Annotated in this window: 23 protein-coding genes and 1 pseudogene; 11 read left to right on the top strand and 13 right to left on the bottom strand. The window is 65.1% G+C overall.

Going from position 1 to position 18,012, the window contains the following annotated elements; translation table 11 throughout:
* Positions 1-13: 13 nt before the first annotated feature.
* The 3 genes from ON37_RS04155 to ON37_RS04145 form a co-directional block, all read right to left on the bottom strand.
* Positions 14-514 carry a YbaB/EbfC family nucleoid-associated protein gene (locus tag ON37_RS04155; protein WP_040716861.1) on the bottom strand — a complete coding sequence of 167 codons (501 nt, stop codon included), beginning with the start codon at positions 512-514 and terminating at the stop codon, positions 14-16.
* A gap of 19 nt (positions 515-533) precedes the next feature.
* Positions 534-857 carry a hypothetical protein gene (locus ON37_RS04150; RefSeq protein WP_040716858.1) on the bottom strand — a complete coding sequence of 108 codons (324 nt, stop codon included), beginning with the start codon at positions 855-857 and terminating at the stop codon, positions 534-536.
* Between the two features lie 183 nt (positions 858-1,040).
* A complete protein-coding gene (locus tag ON37_RS04145) occupies positions 1,041-1,526 on the bottom strand; it encodes a hypothetical protein (protein ID WP_040716856.1) in 486 nt (161 codons plus the stop codon).
* A 116-nt stretch (positions 1,527-1,642) separates the two neighbouring features.
* Between ON37_RS04145 and dtd the strand changes: the two genes are divergently transcribed.
* Together dtd and ON37_RS04135 are read left to right on the top strand one after the other, a co-directional pair.
* The gene (dtd, locus tag ON37_RS04140) at positions 1,643-2,086 is read left to right on the top strand and encodes a D-aminoacyl-tRNA deacylase (protein WP_040716854.1); all 444 of its coding nucleotides are present in this window, start codon (positions 1,643-1,645) and stop codon (positions 2,084-2,086) included.
* A 189-nt stretch (positions 2,087-2,275) separates the two neighbouring features.
* Positions 2,276-2,473, top strand: a complete 198-nt coding sequence (locus tag ON37_RS04135; protein WP_040716852.1) for a hypothetical protein — start codon at positions 2,276-2,278, stop codon at positions 2,471-2,473.
* Positions 2,474-2,525: 52 nt separating this feature from the next.
* On the opposite strand, the gene map is transcribed toward ON37_RS04135, so the two are convergent.
* The 9 genes from map to rpsH all read right to left on the bottom strand — a co-directional run bounded on the left by map (position 2,526) and on the right by rpsH (position 8,079).
* Positions 2,526-3,326 carry a type I methionyl aminopeptidase gene (map, locus tag ON37_RS04130; protein WP_040716850.1) on the bottom strand — a complete coding sequence of 267 codons (801 nt, stop codon included), beginning with the start codon at positions 3,324-3,326 and terminating at the stop codon, positions 2,526-2,528.
* A 5-nt stretch (positions 3,327-3,331) separates the two neighbouring features.
* The gene (locus ON37_RS04125) at positions 3,332-3,889 is read right to left on the bottom strand and encodes an adenylate kinase (RefSeq protein WP_040716849.1); all 558 of its coding nucleotides are present in this window, start codon (positions 3,887-3,889) and stop codon (positions 3,332-3,334) included.
* Positions 3,886-5,205 (bottom strand): preprotein translocase subunit SecY, encoded by a 1,320-nt coding sequence (gene secY / locus ON37_RS04120; RefSeq protein ID WP_040716847.1) that lies wholly within the window; start codon positions 5,203-5,205, stop codon positions 3,886-3,888. Before secY ends, ON37_RS04125 begins: the two co-directional genes overlap by 4 nt.
* A gap of 195 nt (positions 5,206-5,400) precedes the next feature.
* Positions 5,401-5,847, bottom strand: coding sequence for a 50S ribosomal protein L15 (gene rplO / locus ON37_RS04115; RefSeq protein WP_040716845.1), 447 nt, complete (start codon positions 5,845-5,847; stop codon positions 5,401-5,403).
* On the bottom strand, positions 5,844-6,029 hold the full coding sequence (gene rpmD, locus ON37_RS04110; protein WP_030513404.1) for a 50S ribosomal protein L30: 186 nt from the start codon (positions 6,027-6,029) through the stop codon (positions 5,844-5,846). The genes rplO and rpmD overlap by 4 nt, the downstream gene beginning before the upstream one ends.
* A gap of 1 nt (position 6,030) precedes the next feature.
* On the bottom strand, positions 6,031-6,666 hold the full coding sequence (gene rpsE, locus ON37_RS04105; protein WP_040716844.1) for a 30S ribosomal protein S5: 636 nt from the start codon (positions 6,664-6,666) through the stop codon (positions 6,031-6,033).
* Positions 6,667-6,715: 49 nt separating this feature from the next.
* Entirely contained in the window at positions 6,716-7,123 is a 408-nt protein-coding gene (gene rplR / locus ON37_RS04100; RefSeq protein WP_040716842.1) for a 50S ribosomal protein L18, read from the bottom strand.
* A gap of 3 nt (positions 7,124-7,126) precedes the next feature.
* A complete protein-coding gene (gene rplF / locus ON37_RS04095; protein WP_040716840.1) occupies positions 7,127-7,666 on the bottom strand; it encodes a 50S ribosomal protein L6 in 540 nt (179 codons plus the stop codon).
* 14 nt (positions 7,667-7,680) lie between these two features.
* Positions 7,681-8,079 carry a 30S ribosomal protein S8 gene (gene rpsH, locus ON37_RS04090; RefSeq protein WP_040716883.1) on the bottom strand — a complete coding sequence of 133 codons (399 nt, stop codon included), beginning with the start codon at positions 8,077-8,079 and terminating at the stop codon, positions 7,681-7,683.
* Positions 8,080-8,979: 900 nt separating this feature from the next.
* On the opposite strand from rpsH, the gene ON37_RS04085 reads away from it, so the two are divergent.
* Complete coding sequence (locus tag ON37_RS04085; RefSeq protein ID WP_085997220.1) at positions 8,980-9,735, top strand: YoaK family protein; 756 nt, start codon at positions 8,980-8,982, stop codon at positions 9,733-9,735.
* Between the two features lie 514 nt (positions 9,736-10,249).
* On the opposite strand, the gene ON37_RS04075 is transcribed toward ON37_RS04085, so the two are convergent.
* Positions 10,250-11,614: an NsdA family TPR-like regulatory protein gene (locus tag ON37_RS04075; protein ID WP_505785370.1), complete on the bottom strand. Its 1,365-nt coding sequence runs from the start codon at positions 11,612-11,614 to the stop codon at positions 10,250-10,252.
* 262 nt (positions 11,615-11,876) lie between these two features.
* Here ON37_RS04075 and ON37_RS33610 point away from each other — a divergent pair, with 262 nt between their 5' ends.
* The 8 genes and pseudogenes from ON37_RS33610 to ON37_RS04030 all read left to right on the top strand — a co-directional run.
* Positions 11,877-12,509 carry a hypothetical protein gene (locus tag ON37_RS33610; protein ID WP_040716833.1) on the top strand — a complete coding sequence of 211 codons (633 nt, stop codon included), beginning with the start codon at positions 11,877-11,879 and terminating at the stop codon, positions 12,507-12,509.
* A 9-nt stretch (positions 12,510-12,518) separates the two neighbouring features.
* Complete coding sequence (locus ON37_RS04060) at positions 12,519-12,764, top strand: hypothetical protein (protein WP_040716832.1); 246 nt, start codon at positions 12,519-12,521, stop codon at positions 12,762-12,764.
* A gap of 198 nt (positions 12,765-12,962) precedes the next feature.
* Complete coding sequence (locus ON37_RS04055; protein WP_040716829.1) at positions 12,963-13,472, top strand: hypothetical protein; 510 nt, start codon at positions 12,963-12,965, stop codon at positions 13,470-13,472.
* A 46-nt stretch (positions 13,473-13,518) separates the two neighbouring features.
* The gene (locus ON37_RS32695) at positions 13,519-14,670 is read left to right on the top strand and encodes a hypothetical protein (protein ID WP_157171345.1); all 1,152 of its coding nucleotides are present in this window, start codon (positions 13,519-13,521) and stop codon (positions 14,668-14,670) included.
* Between the two features lie 170 nt (positions 14,671-14,840).
* A complete protein-coding gene (locus tag ON37_RS04040) occupies positions 14,841-15,929 on the top strand; it encodes a hypothetical protein (RefSeq protein WP_210742367.1) in 1,089 nt (362 codons plus the stop codon).
* 131 nt (positions 15,930-16,060) lie between these two features.
* A pseudogene (locus ON37_RS33970) lies at positions 16,061-16,153 on the top strand (hypothetical protein); the annotation flags it as partial.
* 49 nt (positions 16,154-16,202) lie between these two features.
* Positions 16,203-17,573 (top strand): class I SAM-dependent DNA methyltransferase, encoded by a 1,371-nt coding sequence (locus ON37_RS04035; protein WP_245553010.1) that lies wholly within the window; start codon positions 16,203-16,205, stop codon positions 17,571-17,573.
* On the top strand, positions 17,570-18,012 hold a 443-nt coding region (locus tag ON37_RS04030; RefSeq protein WP_040716875.1), incomplete at its 3' end, for a restriction endonuclease subunit S. The genes ON37_RS04035 and ON37_RS04030, both read left to right, overlap by 4 nt.

The raw sequence follows: 18,012 nt of genomic DNA, 5'->3' as shown, positions 1-18,012 counted from the left end.
GGTTACCCGGTACTCACCAACTGGAGTCGGTGATCCCACCGCCACGGGTGTTCCGGTGCTCGAAGGTCTCGGCATCGGCGAAGCCGCCGGCGCCCGAATCCCGCTGCCGCTCCGGTGCATTGGGCCCTGCGTTGGACACCGGTGGCGCCTCCGGCAGACGCAGATCCGGCATGCCCTCGACCAGATCGGTGAGCTTCGGCATCCGGGCCCGCTGCGCCTGCAAGGGCGCGAACAGTTCCTGCGTCCGGCGCGCCAGCTCGGCGGCCGCCTGCTGGGCCGCCTCGGTCACGGCCTTGGCGATCTCGCTGTAGCTCAGATCCTCGATATTCGGGCCGAATCTGGTCTCCACCACCGTGTTGTCGGCGTTCACGGTGACGGTGACGCGTTTACCGGAAACCGTTGCGCTGGCGGTCAATCGGGCCCGCTCGTGTTGCAGCCGGGCGATGGTGCGCAGCTGTTCCTCCGCGCTGTCGATGATGCCGGCCAGATCGTTCTTGGCACGCTCGTTCGTCATGGGGTCGAGATGCCTCGCGTCACCGGAAGCCGTCGCGGTTGCGGCGTTCCATGCTCTCCAGGTATTCGGCGCTCTTGATCTGCCCCTGATGGAAGCTGTCCATCGTCCCCGCGACGTTCTCCGCGCCCTGAATCATATTCTTCTTGGAGTCGAGGTAGCCGCCCTCGCCACCGGCGCCGTGCGCGAACTGATGGCCGATCGAGTCCGTGCCCCAGGGGTTTCCGCGGGCGGCGAGATTCGCCCGCAAGGTGTTCAGCACGTTGTTGATCCGGTCGCGGACATCACCGGTCCGATAAGCGGCCTTGCGGAACAGTTCGGCTTCCGCTTCCAACCTGTCGGCCATCGCGCTCCCTCCCTCCAGTGCTCACGCGGGCGGAGCCCGCGACTGCCTCGACAATGGCAGCCGCGAACCAACCATCGGTGACAGCAACGTGAACGGCAGCTACCGACCCGTTTGCGCGCACCCGTCCGGCGCACATTTCGCGCGCAAACAGCCTCTGCGCGGCGGTATTTCGCTCCGGCGGGCTCAGCGTTCGCGGCGTGCGATCGATGCCCAGTCACCGAAGGCGGGCACCGGCTCCCAGTTGATCGAGACATCGACACCGGAGAAATCCGTGGTCCGGCGCTCCCGGGCACGGACATCGCGGACCTCGCGATGTACCTTGCCGTCGTCGCGGTAGGAGAACTTGTCGACGACGTCCGCCTGCGAGATGGTGCGGGCCTGCTCGTCGCCGTACTCCCACCGGGTCATCGTGGTCAGAAACATGGTGTCGTCGCCGACCTGCCGGAAGTCGTAGGTCAGTACCTGGCGGCCCCGATCGTCCGGGAACGTCACGTCGATGTGCCGGTTACCGCGCACCACGTCCAGAATCGCGGTCGGCGCGGTCGGTGCACCGAGGACGACCGTGTACCACTCACCGGCCGCGTCGAGCTTCGCGGCCTGCTCCACCGTGAGCGGATCGGTCACCCGCTGTGTGCGGAAGCTCCACCGCCGGCAGTAGGTCACCTGCATCGCCCACCTCCTCGCTCGCCGTTGCCGCGATCCTAACCGGAGCGGTGTCACCCCGTCGGTCGAGGACGAGCCGAGGCGCCGCCGCTCGGACGAACCATCCCTGCGATGATGTCGACGTGCGCGTACTGGTTCAGCGAGTGAAATCGGCCCAGGTCGTCGTGGACGACGAGGTGGTCGGGCGGATAGATCCGGCCGCATCCGGTGCCCCGCACGGTCTCCTGGCCCTCGTCGGCGTCACCCACGACGACACGCCGGCCACCGCGAAGTCCTTGGCCGACAAGCTGTTTCGACTCCGCATCCTCGACGGTCAACGGTCCGCCGCCGACCTGAACGCTCCGGTTCTGGTGGTCAGTCAGTTCACGCTGTATGCCGATACCGCCAAGGGTCGCCGCCCGTCGTGGTCCGCCGCCGCCCCGGGGCCGATCGCCGAGCCGCTGGTCGAGGCCTTCGCGACCGCCCTGCGCGACCTGGGCGCCACCGTCGCGACCGGCCGCTTCGGCGCCCATATGGAGGTTTCGCTGATCAACGATGGGCCGGTGACGATCCTGCTGGAGCAGTGAACGTTGCGCGACCCACCGTCGGCGCGGCTGTGGCACACCCGCAGCACCGCACCTGCCCGGTTGTGAAATGTCCAATGCCGTGACCGGAACCGATCGGCGGCTCACCTGCGCGAGTTAGGTTCTCGACCAGCAGATTTTTCATCACCGCGCACCACCCACACGGCGGTACGCCGGATCTGAGGAGGACCCGTGCCCGACCGCAGCACGGCCGCGAATCTCGGCATGCACGAGGTTCTCGACTATTTCGGCAAATGCCCCGAATGTGGTTATCCCGCACGCGCTTCCGCGGATTTCGCGGAAGCCACGACGGTCGTCGCCAGCTGCGACCGGCCGTGTGGCTGGACCGGGGTGGTGCCACTGACCACCATGACCGCACGGATGAGATGAACAGCACGACGCACCCGTGCCGCGATGGCGACGGGTGCGTCGGGCGGACGAACTATTCGGGCCGAACGGTCAGAATCCGCGGGCCGTCCTCGGTGACCGCGACCGTGTGCTCCCAATGCGCGGCCCGGCTGCCGTCGGCGGTGACGACGGTCCAATCATCGTCCAGCACAGTGGTTTCCGTGGTGCCCAGGGTCAGCATCGGCTCGATGGCCAGCACCGAACCGACCACCAGCTTGGGGCCACGCCCGGGTGCGCCCTCGTTGGCGAGGAACGGATCCATATGCATCTGACGGCCGATGCCGTGCCCGCCGTAGCCGTCGACGATGCCGTAGGCCCGCCCGTGCTCCTTCTCGGCGGCCCGGGTGCCCAGCTCGATCGCATGCGAGACGTCGGTGAGCCGGTTGCCCGGCAGCATCGCCGCGATCCCGGCGTCCATCGACAGCCGGGTGGCCTCGCTCAACAGGCGGTCGGCCTCGATGATCTCGCCGATACCGAAGGTCCAGGCCGAATCACCGTGCCAGCCGTCGAGGATCGCCCCGCAGTCGATGGAGACCAGATCGCCCTCGGCGAGGATCTCGTCCTTCGACGGAATGCCGTGCACCACCCGGTCGTTCACCGACGAACAGATCGAGCCCGGGAAGCCGTGATAGCCCTTGAAGGACGGGACGGCGCCCGCGTCGCGAATGGTCTGCTCGGCGACCTCGTCCAGTTCCCAGGTCGACACGCCGGGCTTGGCGGCCGCGCGCACGGCGACCAGCGCGCGGCCGACGATCGCGCCGGCCGCGGCCATGGCGTCGAGCTCACCGGCGGTGCGGAACGGCACCACCTTCTTCTGCTTGAGGCCGAAAACCATCCGCGTCAGCGACCCAGGGCCCGGAGCGCGCGGCTGTTGACCTCGGCGATCTCGCCGACCCCGTCGACGGCCACGACGAGACCGTCGTAGTGCTCGAGCAGGGGCTCGGTCTCCTCGCGGTAGACGTTCATCCGGTTGCGGATGACCGTCTCGTTGTCGTCGGTGCGACCGCTGGTGCGGCCGCGCTCGACCAGGCGCTCGACGAGCGTCTCCTCGGGAACTTCGAAGCTCAGCACGGCGTCCAGCGAATGGCCGGACTCCTTGAGCATCTTCTCCAGCGCCTCGGCCTGGTCCACGGTGCGCGGGTAGCCGTCGAGCACGAATCCGTTCACGGCGTCGGGCTCGGCGATGCGGGACTCCACCATCCGGTTGGTCACATCGCTGGGCACCAGATTGCCGGCGTCGAGGTACTTCTGCGCCTCGCGGCCCAGCGGGGTCTGCTGGGAGATGTTCGCACGGAACAAATTCCCCGTGGAGATGTGCGGAACACCCAGCTTGTCCGACAGCAGTTCGGCCTGTGTCCCTTTACCGGCACCCGGCGGTCCGAGCAGTACGAGTCTCACTTGAGGAACCCTTCGTAATTTCTGTTCATCAGTTGGCTCTCGATCTGTTTGACCGTATCGAGGCCGACGCTCACGACGATCAGCACCGACGTGCCGCCGAACGGCAGGAAGTTCGAACCGCCACCGCCGGCACCGATGTGCAACAGCAGGTTGGGCAGTACGGCAACAGCACCGAGGTAGATCGAACCGGGGAGGGTGATTCGGCTCAGTACATAGTTCAGATAGTCGGCGGTCGGCTTACCCGGACGGTAACCGGGAATGAAGCCACCGAACTTCTTCATCTCGTCCGCGCGTTCCTCCGGGTTGAAGGTGATCGCGACGTAGAAGTAGGTGAAGAACACGATCAACGCGAAGTAGATCACGACGTACACCGGGTTGCCCGGGTTCACCAGATACTTCTGGATGATCTTCTGCCACCAGCTGTCGGAGTTCGACGACTGGGTCAGCTGCGCCACCAGGTTCGGCAGATACAGCAGCGAGGAGGCGAAGATCACCGGGATCACACCGGCCTGGTTGACCTTCAGCGGGAGATAGGTCGACGAGCCGCCGTACATCTTCCGGCCGACCACGCGTTTGGCGTACTGCACCGGGATTCGGCGCTGGCCCTGTTCGACGAAGATCACGCCGACGATCACCACGAAGGCGGCGGCACACACCAGCCCGAAGATCAGGCCGCCCTTGCTGTCGAGGATCTGCTTGCCCTCGCTCGGGATGCGGGCCGCGATACCGGCGAAGATCAGCAGCGACATGCCGTTGCCGATACCGCGCTCGGTGATCTGCTCGCCGAACCACATCACCAGGGCGGCGCCGGCCGTCATCACCAGCACGATGATGATCATGCCGAAGATGCTGGTGTCGGCCAGAATGTCCTCCGGGCAGCCGCGCAGCAGCTGACCGCGCGCGGCCAGGGCGACCAGACCCGTGGCCTGCAGAATCGCCAGCGCGATCGACAGATAACGCGTGTACTGCGTCATCTTGTTCTGACCGGACTGGCCTTCTTTTCGCAGCTCCTCGAACCGCGGGATGACCACCGTCAGCAGCTGGATGATGATGCTCGCGGTGATGTAGGGCATGATCCCGATCGCGAACACCGACAGCTGCAACAGCGCACCACCGGAGAACAGGTTGATCAGCTGGTAGATACCGGCGTTGTCACCACCGGAGACGACGTCGATGCAATGGCGGATCGCCTTGTAGTCGACACCGGGCGACGGCAGCGAGGCACCGACGCGGTACAACGCGATCAGGCCCAGCGTGAAGAGAATCTTCCGCCGTAAGTCCGGGGTCCGGAAAGCCGACACGAAGGCGGAAAGCACAGATCCTCCTGGCTGACGACACGGGGGTCACGCCCACTTCCGTCACCTCGGCACATACCGGTGCCCTCACGAATGAGATCCGGTCCTGTGCCACGACGACGGGGCAGACTGGTTGGCAGACAACACTTGAACTCTAACAGCGACGCCGGACGGGCTCTCACCCGTCCGGCGCCCCGACTGGATTACCAGTAACTGTCAGCCCAGTTCGGTGGCGGTACCACCGGCGGCGGTGATCTTCTCCTTGGCGGAGCCGGAGAACTTGTCGGCGCTGACCTGAACGGCCACGCTGATCTCGCCCTCGCCGAGCACCTTCACCAACTGGTTCTTGCGCACGGCACCGGCAGCGACGAGCTCGTCCTTGCCGATCGTGCCGCCCTGCGGGAACAGCCGCGCGATATCGCCGACGTTCACGACCTGGTACTCGACGCGGAACGGGTTGGTGAACCCCTTCAGCTTCGGCAGGCGCATGTGGATCGGCATCTGGCCGCCCTCGAAGCGGGCCGGCACGTTCTTGCGAGCCTTCGTACCCTTGGTACCGCGACCGGCGGTCTTACCCTTGGAGCCTTCACCGCGACCCACACGGATCTTCTCGGTCTTGGCGCCCGGGGCGGGCCGCAGGTGGTGGAGCTTGATGGGGGTCATGCGGTTTCCTCCTCAACGGAAACGAGGTGGCGCACGACGTTGATCAGCCCGCGGTTCTGGGCGTTGTCCTCGCGGACCACGGTCTGGCGGATACCGCGCAGGCCGAGGGTGCGAAGCGACTCCCGCTGATTCTTCTTGGCGCCGATCGTGGACTTGATCTGGGTCACCTTGAGCTGTGCCATATCAGACTCCCTGTCCCGCGCGCGCACGCAGCATGCCCGCAGGAGCGACGTCCTCGAGCGGCAGACCGCGGCGAGCGGCCACCTCTTCCGGACGCTGCAGCTGCTTGAGGGCGGCCACGGTGGCGTGCACGACGTTGATGGCGTTGTCACTACCGAGCGACTTGGCCAGGATGTCGTGGATACCGGCGCATTCCAGCACGGCACGCGCCGCACCGCCGGCGATCACACCGGTACCGGGCGAGGCCGGACGCAGCATGACGACACCGGCGGCAGCCTCACCCTGCACCGGGTGCGTGATGGTGCTGCCGATCATCGGGACGCGGAAGAAGCCCTTGCGAGCCTCCTCGACACCCTTCTGGATGGCCGCGGGAACTTCCTTGGCCTTGCCGTATCCGACACCGACCAGGCCGTTGCCGTCGCCCACGATCACCAGGGCGGTGAAGCTGAAGCGACGACCACCCTTCACGACCTTGGACACACGGTTGATCGCGACAACACGCTCGAGCTGGTTCTTCTCGGCGGCATTGTCCCGGCGGTCACCGCCGCGACGGTCGCGACCGCCACCGCGCTGCTCGCGCTCGTTGCCACCCTGTCCGGCGGGTCCGTTGCCGCCGTCACGCCGCTGACGTCCCGGCATCAGACGTTCCTTCCGTTCATGTTCATTCGGTCCGTGAGTCGCTTCTGCATCAGAACTTCAACCCACCTTCGCGAGCAGCATCCGCCAGAGCGGCGATGCGGCCGTGGTAGTCGTGGCCACCGCGGTCGAACACCACGGCCTCCACACCGGCGGCCTTCGCGCGGGCGGCGATCAGCTCGCCGACCTTCTTGCCCTTGGCGGACTTGTCGCCGTCGAGCGCGCGCACATCCGGCTCCACCGAGGAGGCGGCGGCGACGGTCTTGCCGACGGAGTCGTCGATCACCTGGGCGTGCAGATGCCGCGAGGAGCGGAACACGACCAGACGCGGACGCTCGGCGGTGCCGAGGACCTTCTTGCGCAGACGGAAGTGCCGGCGGGCCTTGGACACCCGGCGACGAGTCGACGCATCCTTGCCGACCGGCTTGCGGGCGGCCTTCTGAGCTTCAGTTTGTGCCATGGCTTACTTACCCGTCTTTCCGACCTTGCGGCGAACGACCTCACCGGCGTAGCGGATGCCCTTGCCCTTGTACGGGTCGGGCTTGCGCAGGCCGTGGATCACCGCGGCGATCTGGCCGACCTTCTGCTTGTCGATGCCGGACACCGAGAACTTGGTGGGGGCCTCGACCTGGAAGGTGATGCCCTCGGGGGCCTCGACCGGAACCGGGTGGCTGTAGCCGAGGGCGAACTCGAGGTTCGAACCCTTCTGCTGCACGCGGTAACCGACGCCGAAGATTTCCATCTTCTTCTCGTAGCCCTGCGTCACGCCGACGATCATGTTGTTGATCAGTGTGCGGCTCAGGCCGTGCAGCGAGCGGTTGCGGCGCTCGTCGTCGGGACGGGCCACCTCCAGCTCACCGTTCTCGGCCTTGGTGACGGTGATCGGCTCGGCGACGGTGTGCGACAGGGTGCCCTTGGGACCCTTCACCGACACGTGCTGGCCGTCGATGGTCACCTCGACGCCGGCGGGAACCGGGATCGGCTTCTTACCGATACGCGACATTGTTCCTACCTCCCTTACCAGACGTAGGCGAGGACTTCCCCGCCCACACCCTGCTGCTTGGCCTGACGGTCGGTGAGCAGGCCCTTCGACGTGGAGATAATTGCCACGCCCAGACCGCCCAGCACCTTGGGCAGGTTGGTGGATTTCGCGTACACCCGCAGACCCGGCTTCGAGACGCGGCGCACACCCTGCAGGCTGCGTTCCCGGCTCGGGCCGTACTTCAGGTCGACGATCAGGGTCTGGCCGACGGTCGCCTCTTCGGTGCGGTAGTCGGCGATGTAGCCCTCGCGCTTGAGGATCTCGGCGATGTTCGCCTTGAGCTTCGAGTGCGGCGCCTTCACCTGATCGTGGTACGCCGAGTTGGCGTTGCGCAGACGGGTCAGAAAGTCTGCGATCGGATCAGTCATGGTCATGTGTTGACCGTTACCTTTCTCGCCGCGGTTCCCATACAGCACCGTCACGCGGGGCGGTCGTGGGCCTACGACAATTTCGGCTGGTCCGGCCGACACCATTGCCGACCGGAGTGGATTGCTGTCGCCCGGAGCGTCGCACACGCAAATGGGCACGAGGGTGCCCGAGCAACCGGTCTAGTGTAGGCGAGCGGGTTGAGCGGGCAAAATCGGGGTTCGAGCGGGTCGGTGGTGCCGATTCTCGGCTTCTCGGCGAGCGGGCCGCCGGGAAGAGGGTATTCGCCACGTACCGGCCGCGGCTACACCTCCAACTCTTCTTCGGCGCCCTCCAGCCGGTGACGAGCGAGGTCGGTGCGGCCGCGGTCGGGGTGGACAGCGGAACGGCCCCTTGGGCCGAGCGGCCGGTCATTGTCCGGATGATGCGGCACTGGCCGGGCAGCGAGCTCAGGATGGTCTCGATGTCCTCATCGAGGCCGAGTTGTTCGATGACGCGAAGTTCGGTCCGCACCACCTCAGCACCGCCGGTGCTCCACACTCCGCGGGTCCAGAGGTTGGTCCAGAGGTTTCGGACTTCCACCATGCCCAGCGACATGCGGTCGACGCAGTCGGCCATCGAGGCGGCCCGTCGTGCCGCGCCGAGGCACCCGCGCTCGCAAATCACGTGCCGCACAAGGGAATTGGTGAATTGTGAACGCGCGGAACACTCCGCTCGTGTCGTCACCGACGCAGATCGGCATCGTCACACACTTCCGAGTGGTGGCACGAGACCAGGGTCGTGCCGAATTGCGTTGACATGCAACGTGTTCCATCTTCCACCGCGGGAAATTTTCACAGCTTTTTCTGAGGCGCGCCCGTTACGATTTGTCCCGTTCGCCCACGACAGACAACAACTCGGGGAGCTGTATGCCTGCCATGAGCCTCAACAACACCCACCACGCACTTGTTCTCGGTTACGGATCACTGCTCGCGACCGTCGCGGGCTACGTCAACGCCGTGGCCATCCTGACCCTCGCCATCCCGGTCGGAAATGTGACCGCAACCACCACCCAGCTCGGGATGGACACCGCCAGCCCGTGGCTGTTCGAAGGCGGCCTGCTGGCACTCATTCTGATCGGATTCCTGACCGGAGCCGCGTCCGCCGGCGCCACTCTGGCACCCGCGAAAACCCATGCGGGCGCCCGGCACAGCGCCATCATGATCGGCGAAGCGATCCTGCTTCTGCTGGCCGTCGCCTGGTCCAGCGACACCCTGTCGGTTTTCGTCGCGGCCGTCGCCTGCGGCCTACAGAACGGGACCACCTCCAGCCTGCGGACGATGCAGATCCGCACCACCCATTTCACCGGCACCATCACCGATCTCGGGCTGATCATCGGACGTTCCCGCCGGCACGGAATCGACCGGTGGCGGGCCGCCGTACTCTCGGCCACGGTTGTCGCATTCATCGCCGGCGGAGCCTTCGGCACCATCGTCAGCAGCCGATTCGACAAGGCCGCATTGCTGTTGCCCGCCGCGATCTGCGTAGCCATCGCCGCCGCCGGCCTCGCCTACGACCGCCGACGCCCCTTCCAGACACCCTCGAGCGAACCCGCGCCTGCGGACATCGGCGCCTCCTACGACCCGGACATCCGCAATTCGCGAGCGATGTACCAGGTCGGCTGAACACGGCGACCGCGCGCGGCGATCGAGGCACTCGGTCGCCGCGCGAGCCCGCCCGGCCCACCGGAACCAGCCATGCAAACCTGGCCGCATTTCGCGAGGATTTCCGAACAGCCGATTCGGATCCCCAGCCACTGATCGACCAAGCGCCTCACCACAGGTGCCGGAAGCTTCGGATGTCGTCATATCCGTCGACGGCCCGAACGTCGACGTCCGACGGGTCGGCCTCGGCACGCGCGGCCAACGACTTCGCCAGTGCGAGGGCTTCATCGCGAGACGCCCGAACCACCGAGCGGTGTATCCCAGACACAGGCCAGCCAGTCCGAGCAACGGACTACCCGGCACAGCCCTTGTCCCCCACCTGCACGCACCAGTGCTCGACGAACTCGACGTCATCGTCGTTCAACGCGCTTCCGACCAGGACACTCGCGGCCTCCCCTTCGGCCGTGCATGAAAGTTGGTGAAGGCGGGCCGGTGCAATCAGGCCCATGACCAATAAGCCTCGACCACCACAGAATCAGAGCAGTTGAAGCTCGGCCATCCTTGCATCCAGCTTCCGCGCCGCTTCGGACCCCGGAGCACGAACATGAACCAACGTGCGGGCACTCTGCAACTGGCCCGATAGCCGAGCCGAGCCGTTCGCCGCCTCAGCTTCGGCGCCGTCGAGGATGGCGCTGAGCCCGGCATCCATATCCCCGGCATCGACGTTGATGGTCCCGAGGAGGATGTGTGACGCTGCCCGGTCACGCACCGCCTGCAACCTCAACGACTCCTGCGCGGCGTCGATCGCCGCGCCGAGGTCCCCGATCTGGTGCAGCGCCTTCGCCCGCATCCGTGCAAGATGGCCCGCAGTGCAGAAGTACGCCAGTGACTCCTCCGGCGTACGCGGTGTCGTGACGTCGAACCGCTCCGCCCGCGCGAGAGCCTGCCGTGCGTCGGCGCCGTGACCGGCCTTCGCCTGAGCGAGCGCAGTGATACCCGCGGTATGTGCTTGTAGCAATGGATCTCCGGAACGGGCTGCGCGCCTTTCCGCCGCGGCTGCCTGATCGGTCGCCACCGCAGGCTTCCCGATCTCCTCGGTCATACCCGACCACTCCGCCATGGCCATCGCTCCCGCGGCATCGTCACCGATCTCGTCGGCCACATCCCTGGCTGTCTCGAAATGTTCCTCAGCCAAGTTGGCGCGTCCCAGATCGAACAACTGCCACCCTGCGGATGTCGAAATCTTGCTCCGCAGCGACTTCAGGCGCCGTTCCAACGGATCGCGTGGACCCGCCAACAGGGCCTCTGCGATATCGACTTGGGTGAGAGTCGTCCGGATCGCTGCCTGCGGCCCGAGCAAATCGTCCTGCAAGCGCGCCTGATTCAGCATCGCCTCGATATTGTCCAGGACCGCGGCGTCGACACGGCGCGGAGTCGAGACAGCGCGAATCGTACGTTCGACCTCGTCCGCGTTCAGCGCCGCAGTGATCGCGGGCGCTGCTGCCGTGATGACGGCGATGGCTCTCATAAGCTCTCGACGCTGCACTTCGTCAACCTCCTGGCCGCCCTCATTCCAGCGTAGGGCAGCATCAACCCCCGTACCAGTTTGCGCGCGTTTCGCTCGCACCGCGCGAGGTTGTAAAGACCCAGCTCCGCCGCGGTGACGCCGAACGTCTCCGCCAAGGCCCGCCGGTATCCCTCCGTGGGCCAGCGAGTCACGCCTCGCACCAGCCGCCGAACCGCCTCTTCGTCGTATGCGCCCGGTTTGCCAGTGATCTGCTCGTAAGCGGCATTGATCCGTTCGGCAACTTCGCGCCGCTTCCAGTCTCGACGCGCGATCAGCTCTTCGAGCTGGTGGTTCCTCCGCCCTGCCGATGTCATCCGATGCCCTTCCCCACATCTATCCAGACAGTAGCGCTCAACGGCACCCCGCAACTTGGTGCATGAACTTGCGGGGCGAAGTTGCCCTACCTGTATCCACTCTCGCCGATCACGCTCGAATGTGCGCCCCAGATCACGATTTTCGTCGAGCTGGTGGCGTGAACCGGCCCCGCCGTCTGCGCAGTCCCCCTGCTGTCGATCAACCCACAGCGACGCCTGATCAGCGGCAACTGCTTTCCGACGGTGGGTGCCGGTCCAGAAACGAGACGAGAGGAAAGGCAATGGATTCCGGCGAACCGAACCACAAGCTCACCGCGATATGTCTGGTACGTGCCGAAGTCTCAGGCCGCGAAGCGTCGCGGCACGCGATCGAGGTGCAGCGCCATGCCGCGCGGCTCGGGTATCTCCACCTCTACACCGTGCGGCCACCGTTCGATGATCCCGACCCCGTTGGCTACGCGCTCGGTCTGGCCGCCGGCCTGAGCGTCGACGCGGTGATCGTCTACGACCTGGAGACCGTCGGCAACACCCCGAGCCGGGTCTGCGAAATGTTCGACCTGGAGACGGTCTGCCCTCCAGCAACGTGGGCCGCCGCTGCGCCAGGAGCCTCCGACGTGGCCCACGCGCACCCGGAGCAGCCGCTTACAGTCGGCTCGGCGCAGCGAATCATGCAGCAGCACTTGGGTTGTCGAGCGCTGGAGTGCCCGCGCAAGTCCAGCGCTTACAGCTTCCTCGTCCGGGCGGGCAAGATCGTGCCGCCAGTCGATACCCCGCGCGAGCGAGCAGCAGCACGCGGTATCGCGTTCCAGCCGCGGCACGACCACGACGGGCCTCTCCCCGAGGGCGTGAACCTGGAGACACTGCTGGACGTTTTGGCCGGCCTGGCCGAGTATTCGCCGATCGGGAAGCAGTAGCGGGTCGCGATGAGCTTCACGGATACGCCTGAAGCTCAACGGAAATCGCCCCTGCCGCACGACCCGGACATCGTTCTCCTCATCCGCATCACTGTCCCGAACGAGCATGAGCTGAGGTTTGTGGCGTGCATGTCGGCCGCGCTGCGGTTCGCCGTGCACTGGGCGGCCGAGTACCCGGCGGCGACTGTCTCGTTCGAGCTGCCACGCCGCCAGCACCGCCGGTTGCCCTGTGAACGACTATGGACACTTCCGTGACCGGCGTCCGGGTCTTCTGCGCGGTGGCTCTCGGCGTGCTGCTCGTCGTTTTCGCCGACGTGGTGCTGGCCGAGCCGCACCCCGAAAGGCCGCTCTGTACAGGAAATAAGCCAGCACATCGAGGACGAAGAGGACGACGAACTTTGACAGTGAGCCGAGCTAGTCTGACGAACAAACAATCGACGAGGGGAGCGGAACGTGAGCGACGCCGAGCAGATCGGTTTCGACATCGACTTCGACGAGAAGACGCAGACCTGGCTGGACTGGACCGCGCCGGCCCGTATTCAGGCGCAGGTCCGGACATTCCTCGAAGAGACGCTGTCCTTGCCCGACCTTCCGGCCGAGCCTCTCGATTGGTGGGCGGCACCGCTGCGAAGCCGGATCGAAGAGGCTGCGCGCGCCGTCTTCCCTGATCCGGACGCGCTGACCGCGCCCGAAAACCGCGACATCGCCGACCAATTCGTGTGTTTCCTCGGCGACATGTTCATCCGCCGCACCGGAATGGAGTGGACAAACATTCCCGAGTGGGGAGCGCCGCTGTACTCCGATATCGGCCCGTGTGTGCGCTTCGCCGGCGATCCGGTCAGTGCCGTGTCGATGGTGCGAATGGCGCAGTCCGCCGCGAGCGGTGAAGCCGGTGAACGATTCGGGTTCGTCTGGGGAACGTTGGACGACTGCGTGCGCCGTAAAACAAATTTCGATACGTAATCACGCGTATCTCGACAACTCCACCTGACTTTGTCGGGTTTCGGGGGTGGGTACAGCCATGCCTCGCGACGGATACGACGATGACCGTCACGGTTTTGACAGTAATACGCGGGGAAGAGTTTTCGAGAACGGAACCGACCGCTATTTCCCACAGAGTGAGCGCAACGGATACGAGCGCGGCCGAGAGATTATGACCTCACTGGGTCCTCGCCGAATCGACAAATCCAAACCCGGGAAAGACGGCCGTCTCCTCAGCGTCGAAGATAAATCCGGCAGAGTCGACAGTAAGCATGATGCCAGGGAATTGGCGAAAGACCGCGAGCTGATGGAGCGCAACATCGTCGGCCATCACACCATTCGGACTGTGCAGGGCGAGAAGATGTCCAAAGAGGTCCGCGAATTGATCGACGGTATGAAGCGGGATTTTCCGGACCGCTTCACTCACCAGGTCATCACCCGTGAGCAGGCCCGCGAGATCTGGGCACTCGGATTGCAACGTGAGAAGGATGCCCGGCAGCTGGCGCTCATGAGTGAGCAGGCCCTGCATCGTCGACAGCGCGCAGCCGAACGGCTACAGAGGATGCGCGACGCCGCTGAGCGACGCGAGCGCGAACGGAAGCAACGCGAGCGCGAAGACCGGCAACACCGGGCTGCCGAGCGACTGCCGAAGGTACGTGAGGTTGCTGCCCGGCTCCTTGCGGCCGAGCAGAAACGCATGCGAGAGGAGCGAGAACGCATCGCGCGCGAAGCGGCGGAGCGGGTCGCGCGCGAGTTCGGCGGCATCATGCAGAACATCAAGCGCCAAGATCGCGAAGCCAAGGAGGCTCGCGAAGCACGGGAAACCCGCGCCCTCGCGGAGTTGAGCGGGCTCAACGCGTACGCCGAACAGGTGCGACAGACCCGTGCGTCCGCCGTTGCGGCTGACCAGGCTCGGCTCCAGGAAGCCGCTAAGGCTGAAGAGCGTGCGCGGCTGGAGCGAGAGGCGATCGAGCGGGAGCGGAAGCAACGAGAGTTGGCCGATGAATTCCTGCGGACGAGGCCGCCTCCGGACGTGACGGATCTTCTGTTCAAGAGCCGCCCGACCCCCGGCCTGGAACGCCTTCATCGGGAACACCCCTCCCCAGGGTCGACTCGCGGCGGCAGATCGGAACGCGAACGGTTGCGGGAACGCGAGCGCGGGGGTCGCGGGCGTTGGTAGCCGGAAGGAGACAATCAAGCTGTCGTACCCATGCGTCGATCGGAGAATCGACGCAGGCTGACGCGTTGTGACACGCCCGCCGAGAGAGGCCGATAGCGCAATAAGGAGCCCCAGGCGCGTGAGAAAACTCAGAGGCGACACTGGGGCGTTCGTCGGCTAGCATACCGGCCATGACGGGGGATGTCGACTACAGCCAAACTCAGGTGTGGGACCTCCTTTCAGCCCCACGGATGGCGCCGTACCTGACGGCGGCCGGCGGTGACCGAGCGCTGGCCCTGTCGCTGTATGAATGGAGCGCTCGAACAGTCGCGGCCTCGTTCGAGGTACTCGCACACACGGAAGTGCTGCTGCGTAACTCGCTGGACTCCGCGCTGCGGGAACACTTCCAGGAATCTGTCAGAGGCATTCCATGGTTCCTGATTCCGTTGAACGACAACGTGTCAACGGCGGTGCATGCCGTGCGTGAGCGCCTGAGACAACAAGACCGGGAACACCGCGACCAGATCGTCGCGGGTTTGAGCTTCGGCTTCTGGTCGGGTCTGCTGGGCACCAAGTACGAGCAGCTTTGGCGTGACTGCCTGCATCGCGCGTTCCCACACTCATCAGGCCGGCGCAAAGAGGTGTCGGCCGCACTCGACGGTGTGCGCAAGTTCCGGAATCGGCTCGCTCATCACGACTCGATCTTGAACATCGACATTCCGTTCGAGCTGCGACGGGTTATCGAAGTCGCCGCGTACATCGATCCAGATGCCGCATCCTGGATCCGCGACCTGAGCCGAGGGATGGCGGTTTACTCCGAACGACCGGTTGCCGCCGTCGACACAGCTGTGGTCGCAGCGCGGGTCGCATGGCCTCTCTACCAGTCGTGTCAGGCCTACGTCTGCCAGGCCGGACGCTTCTTTCGTCCAGTCGAGCGCATCGCTTTCTACACGGAATCGGCGATTCAACCCGAAGTGCCGCTCGTCTTACATCGGCGTGACAACGTCGAGTGGACCGCCGAATCTGCCGCCAGACTGCGAGCTTCCGAAGACAGAACGGACCGCAAAATCGGCGCCGTAATCGACGCCGCGCGTCAAATGGGTTGGGCTGAGGGCGCTTACCAGGTATTCCTGCTTACCGGACCGGGCCACCCTTCGCACAGATCGCTGGCCAAACCCCTCCCACACAATGCAACCGGACGCGGAACTGCATTTACCCAACGACAGCGATATGTCTCCCTGCATGCGCTCGAGACGGCGGAAAGCACGGACACACTCTGACGGCGGTCTTCCCTGACGGCGACCCCTCCATCAGACGATGGTCAGGGTGAACGTCGTAGGCAGACTGCTCCAGCCCACGCGAGGTGGCGAACCCTGCCGATGACGTCGGTGCGGTCGGATAACCTTCCCGCATGATCACCGGTGAGCTGCGCAGCAGAATCGATCGATTGTGGGACGCCTTCTGGTCGGGCGGTATCTCCAATCCGCTGGAGGTGATCGAGCAGATCACCTACCTGATGTTCCTGCGTCGGCTCGACGATCTGCAGACCGCCGATGAGCGGGGAGGCGCACTTCACCGGGGAGCCGATCGCCAACCCCATCTACACCGAGGAGACGCAGGGGCTGCGGTGGAAGGAGTTCGCGCAGCTCGGGCCCGACGCGATGTTCGCCACGGTCCGCGACGAGGTCTTCCCCTGGCTGCGCGCTGCGGGCGGCGAGGGCTCGACCTATGCCGAGCACATGAAGGACGCCCGGTTCACCATCCCCACGCCGAATCTGCTCACCAAAGCCGTGGACATGCTGACCGATATCGACCTCGGCGACGGCGACACCAAGGGCGATCTGTACGAGTACATGCTCGCCAAGATCGCCACGGCCGGACAGAACGGGCAGTTCCGCACCCCGCGCCACATCATCGGCCTGATGGTCCACATGATGGCTCCCGGCCCGCACGACGACATCTGCGATCCGGCCTGCGGCACCGCCGGCTTCCTGGTCGGCGCCGCCGAGTACATCAAGCAGACCCATCCGCAGATGCTCACCAACCTCGAGCAGTCGAAACACTTCCACCACAGCATGTTTCACGGTTTCGACTTCGACTCCACCATGCTGCGCATCGCCAGCATGAATATACTGATGCACGGCATCGAAGCGCCGGATATTCGCTACCGCGATTCGCTCGCCCAGAATGTCGCTACCGAGGAATCGAAGTTCTCGATGATCCTCGCCAACCCTCCGTTCGCGGGCAGCCTCGATTACGAGACCACCGCCAAAGACCTGCTCCAAGTGGTGAAGACCAAGAAGACCGAACTGCTGTTCCTGGCCCTGTTCCTGCGCCTGCTCAAGACCGGTGGCCGGGCCGCGGTCATCGTCCCCGACGGCGTGCTGTTCGGTTCCACCAAGGCGCACAAGGAACTTCGCCGCCTGCTCGTCGAGGAGAACAAGCTCGACGCCGTCGTGAAGCTGCCCTCCGGCGTGTTCAAGCCCTACGCCGGTGTCTCCACCGCCATCCTGTTCTTCACCAAGGGTGATGAAACCGACCAGGTCTGGTTCTACGACGTCACCGCCGACGGCTACAGCCTCGACGACAAACGCAATCCCCTACTCCCCGACGACAAACTCGGCGTATTCCCCACCACCGCAATCACTTCCGAGGAACACGCGAAGAACAACCTCCCCGATGTCCTCGCCCGCTGGTCCCGCCGCCACGGCAGCGAACGCGACCGCGCCCGCACCGAACAAAGCTTCTGCGTCCCCAAGGCCGATATCGCCGCCCACGACTACGACCTGTCGATCAATCGGTACAAGGAGATCGTGCACGAAGAGGTCGAACACCGGCCGCCGTTGGAGATCATCGAGGAGTTGGAGCGGATCGAAGGGGAAATCCAGCAGGGGATGTCGGAGTTGAAGGGGATGTTGGGATGAGGTGGCCAACGTGTTCGTTGGACGAACTGTGTGAGATCAACATCGGTCGCACTCCTTCCCGGAATGAGCCAGGTTACTGGGGCCCGGGCTCACCTTGGCTATCAATCAGCGACATGAACCAAGGGAAGCTGCTCACAAGGACAAAAGAGCAGATAACGGCCAGTGCCGCGCACAAACTTATGGGCGACCCGATCGCCCCCGGAACTGTCGTTCTCAGCTTCAAGCTCAGCATTGGAAAAGTGGGGATCGTCGCGGCCCCCATGTATAGCAATGAGGCTATCGCTGCGCTGCCGATACGGGATCACACTCGGCTCCTTCCTGAATATCTGTATTGGACACTTCGGACGGTCGATCTTCAACGAGAGACCGACGATGCCGTCATGGGTAAGACACTCAACAAAAAGAAGCTTGCCCGCATTCAGGTGCCGGTGCCGCCGTT

Origin of the sequence: Nocardia veterana NBRC 100344 (genome assembly GCF_000308855.1) — a bacterium.
In the GTDB taxonomy this organism is placed as follows: domain Bacteria; phylum Actinomycetota; class Actinomycetes; order Mycobacteriales; family Mycobacteriaceae; genus Nocardia; species Nocardia veterana.
Note: the sequence above shows the minus strand (reverse complement) of the source record. Positions and strands in the feature narration are given on the sequence as shown.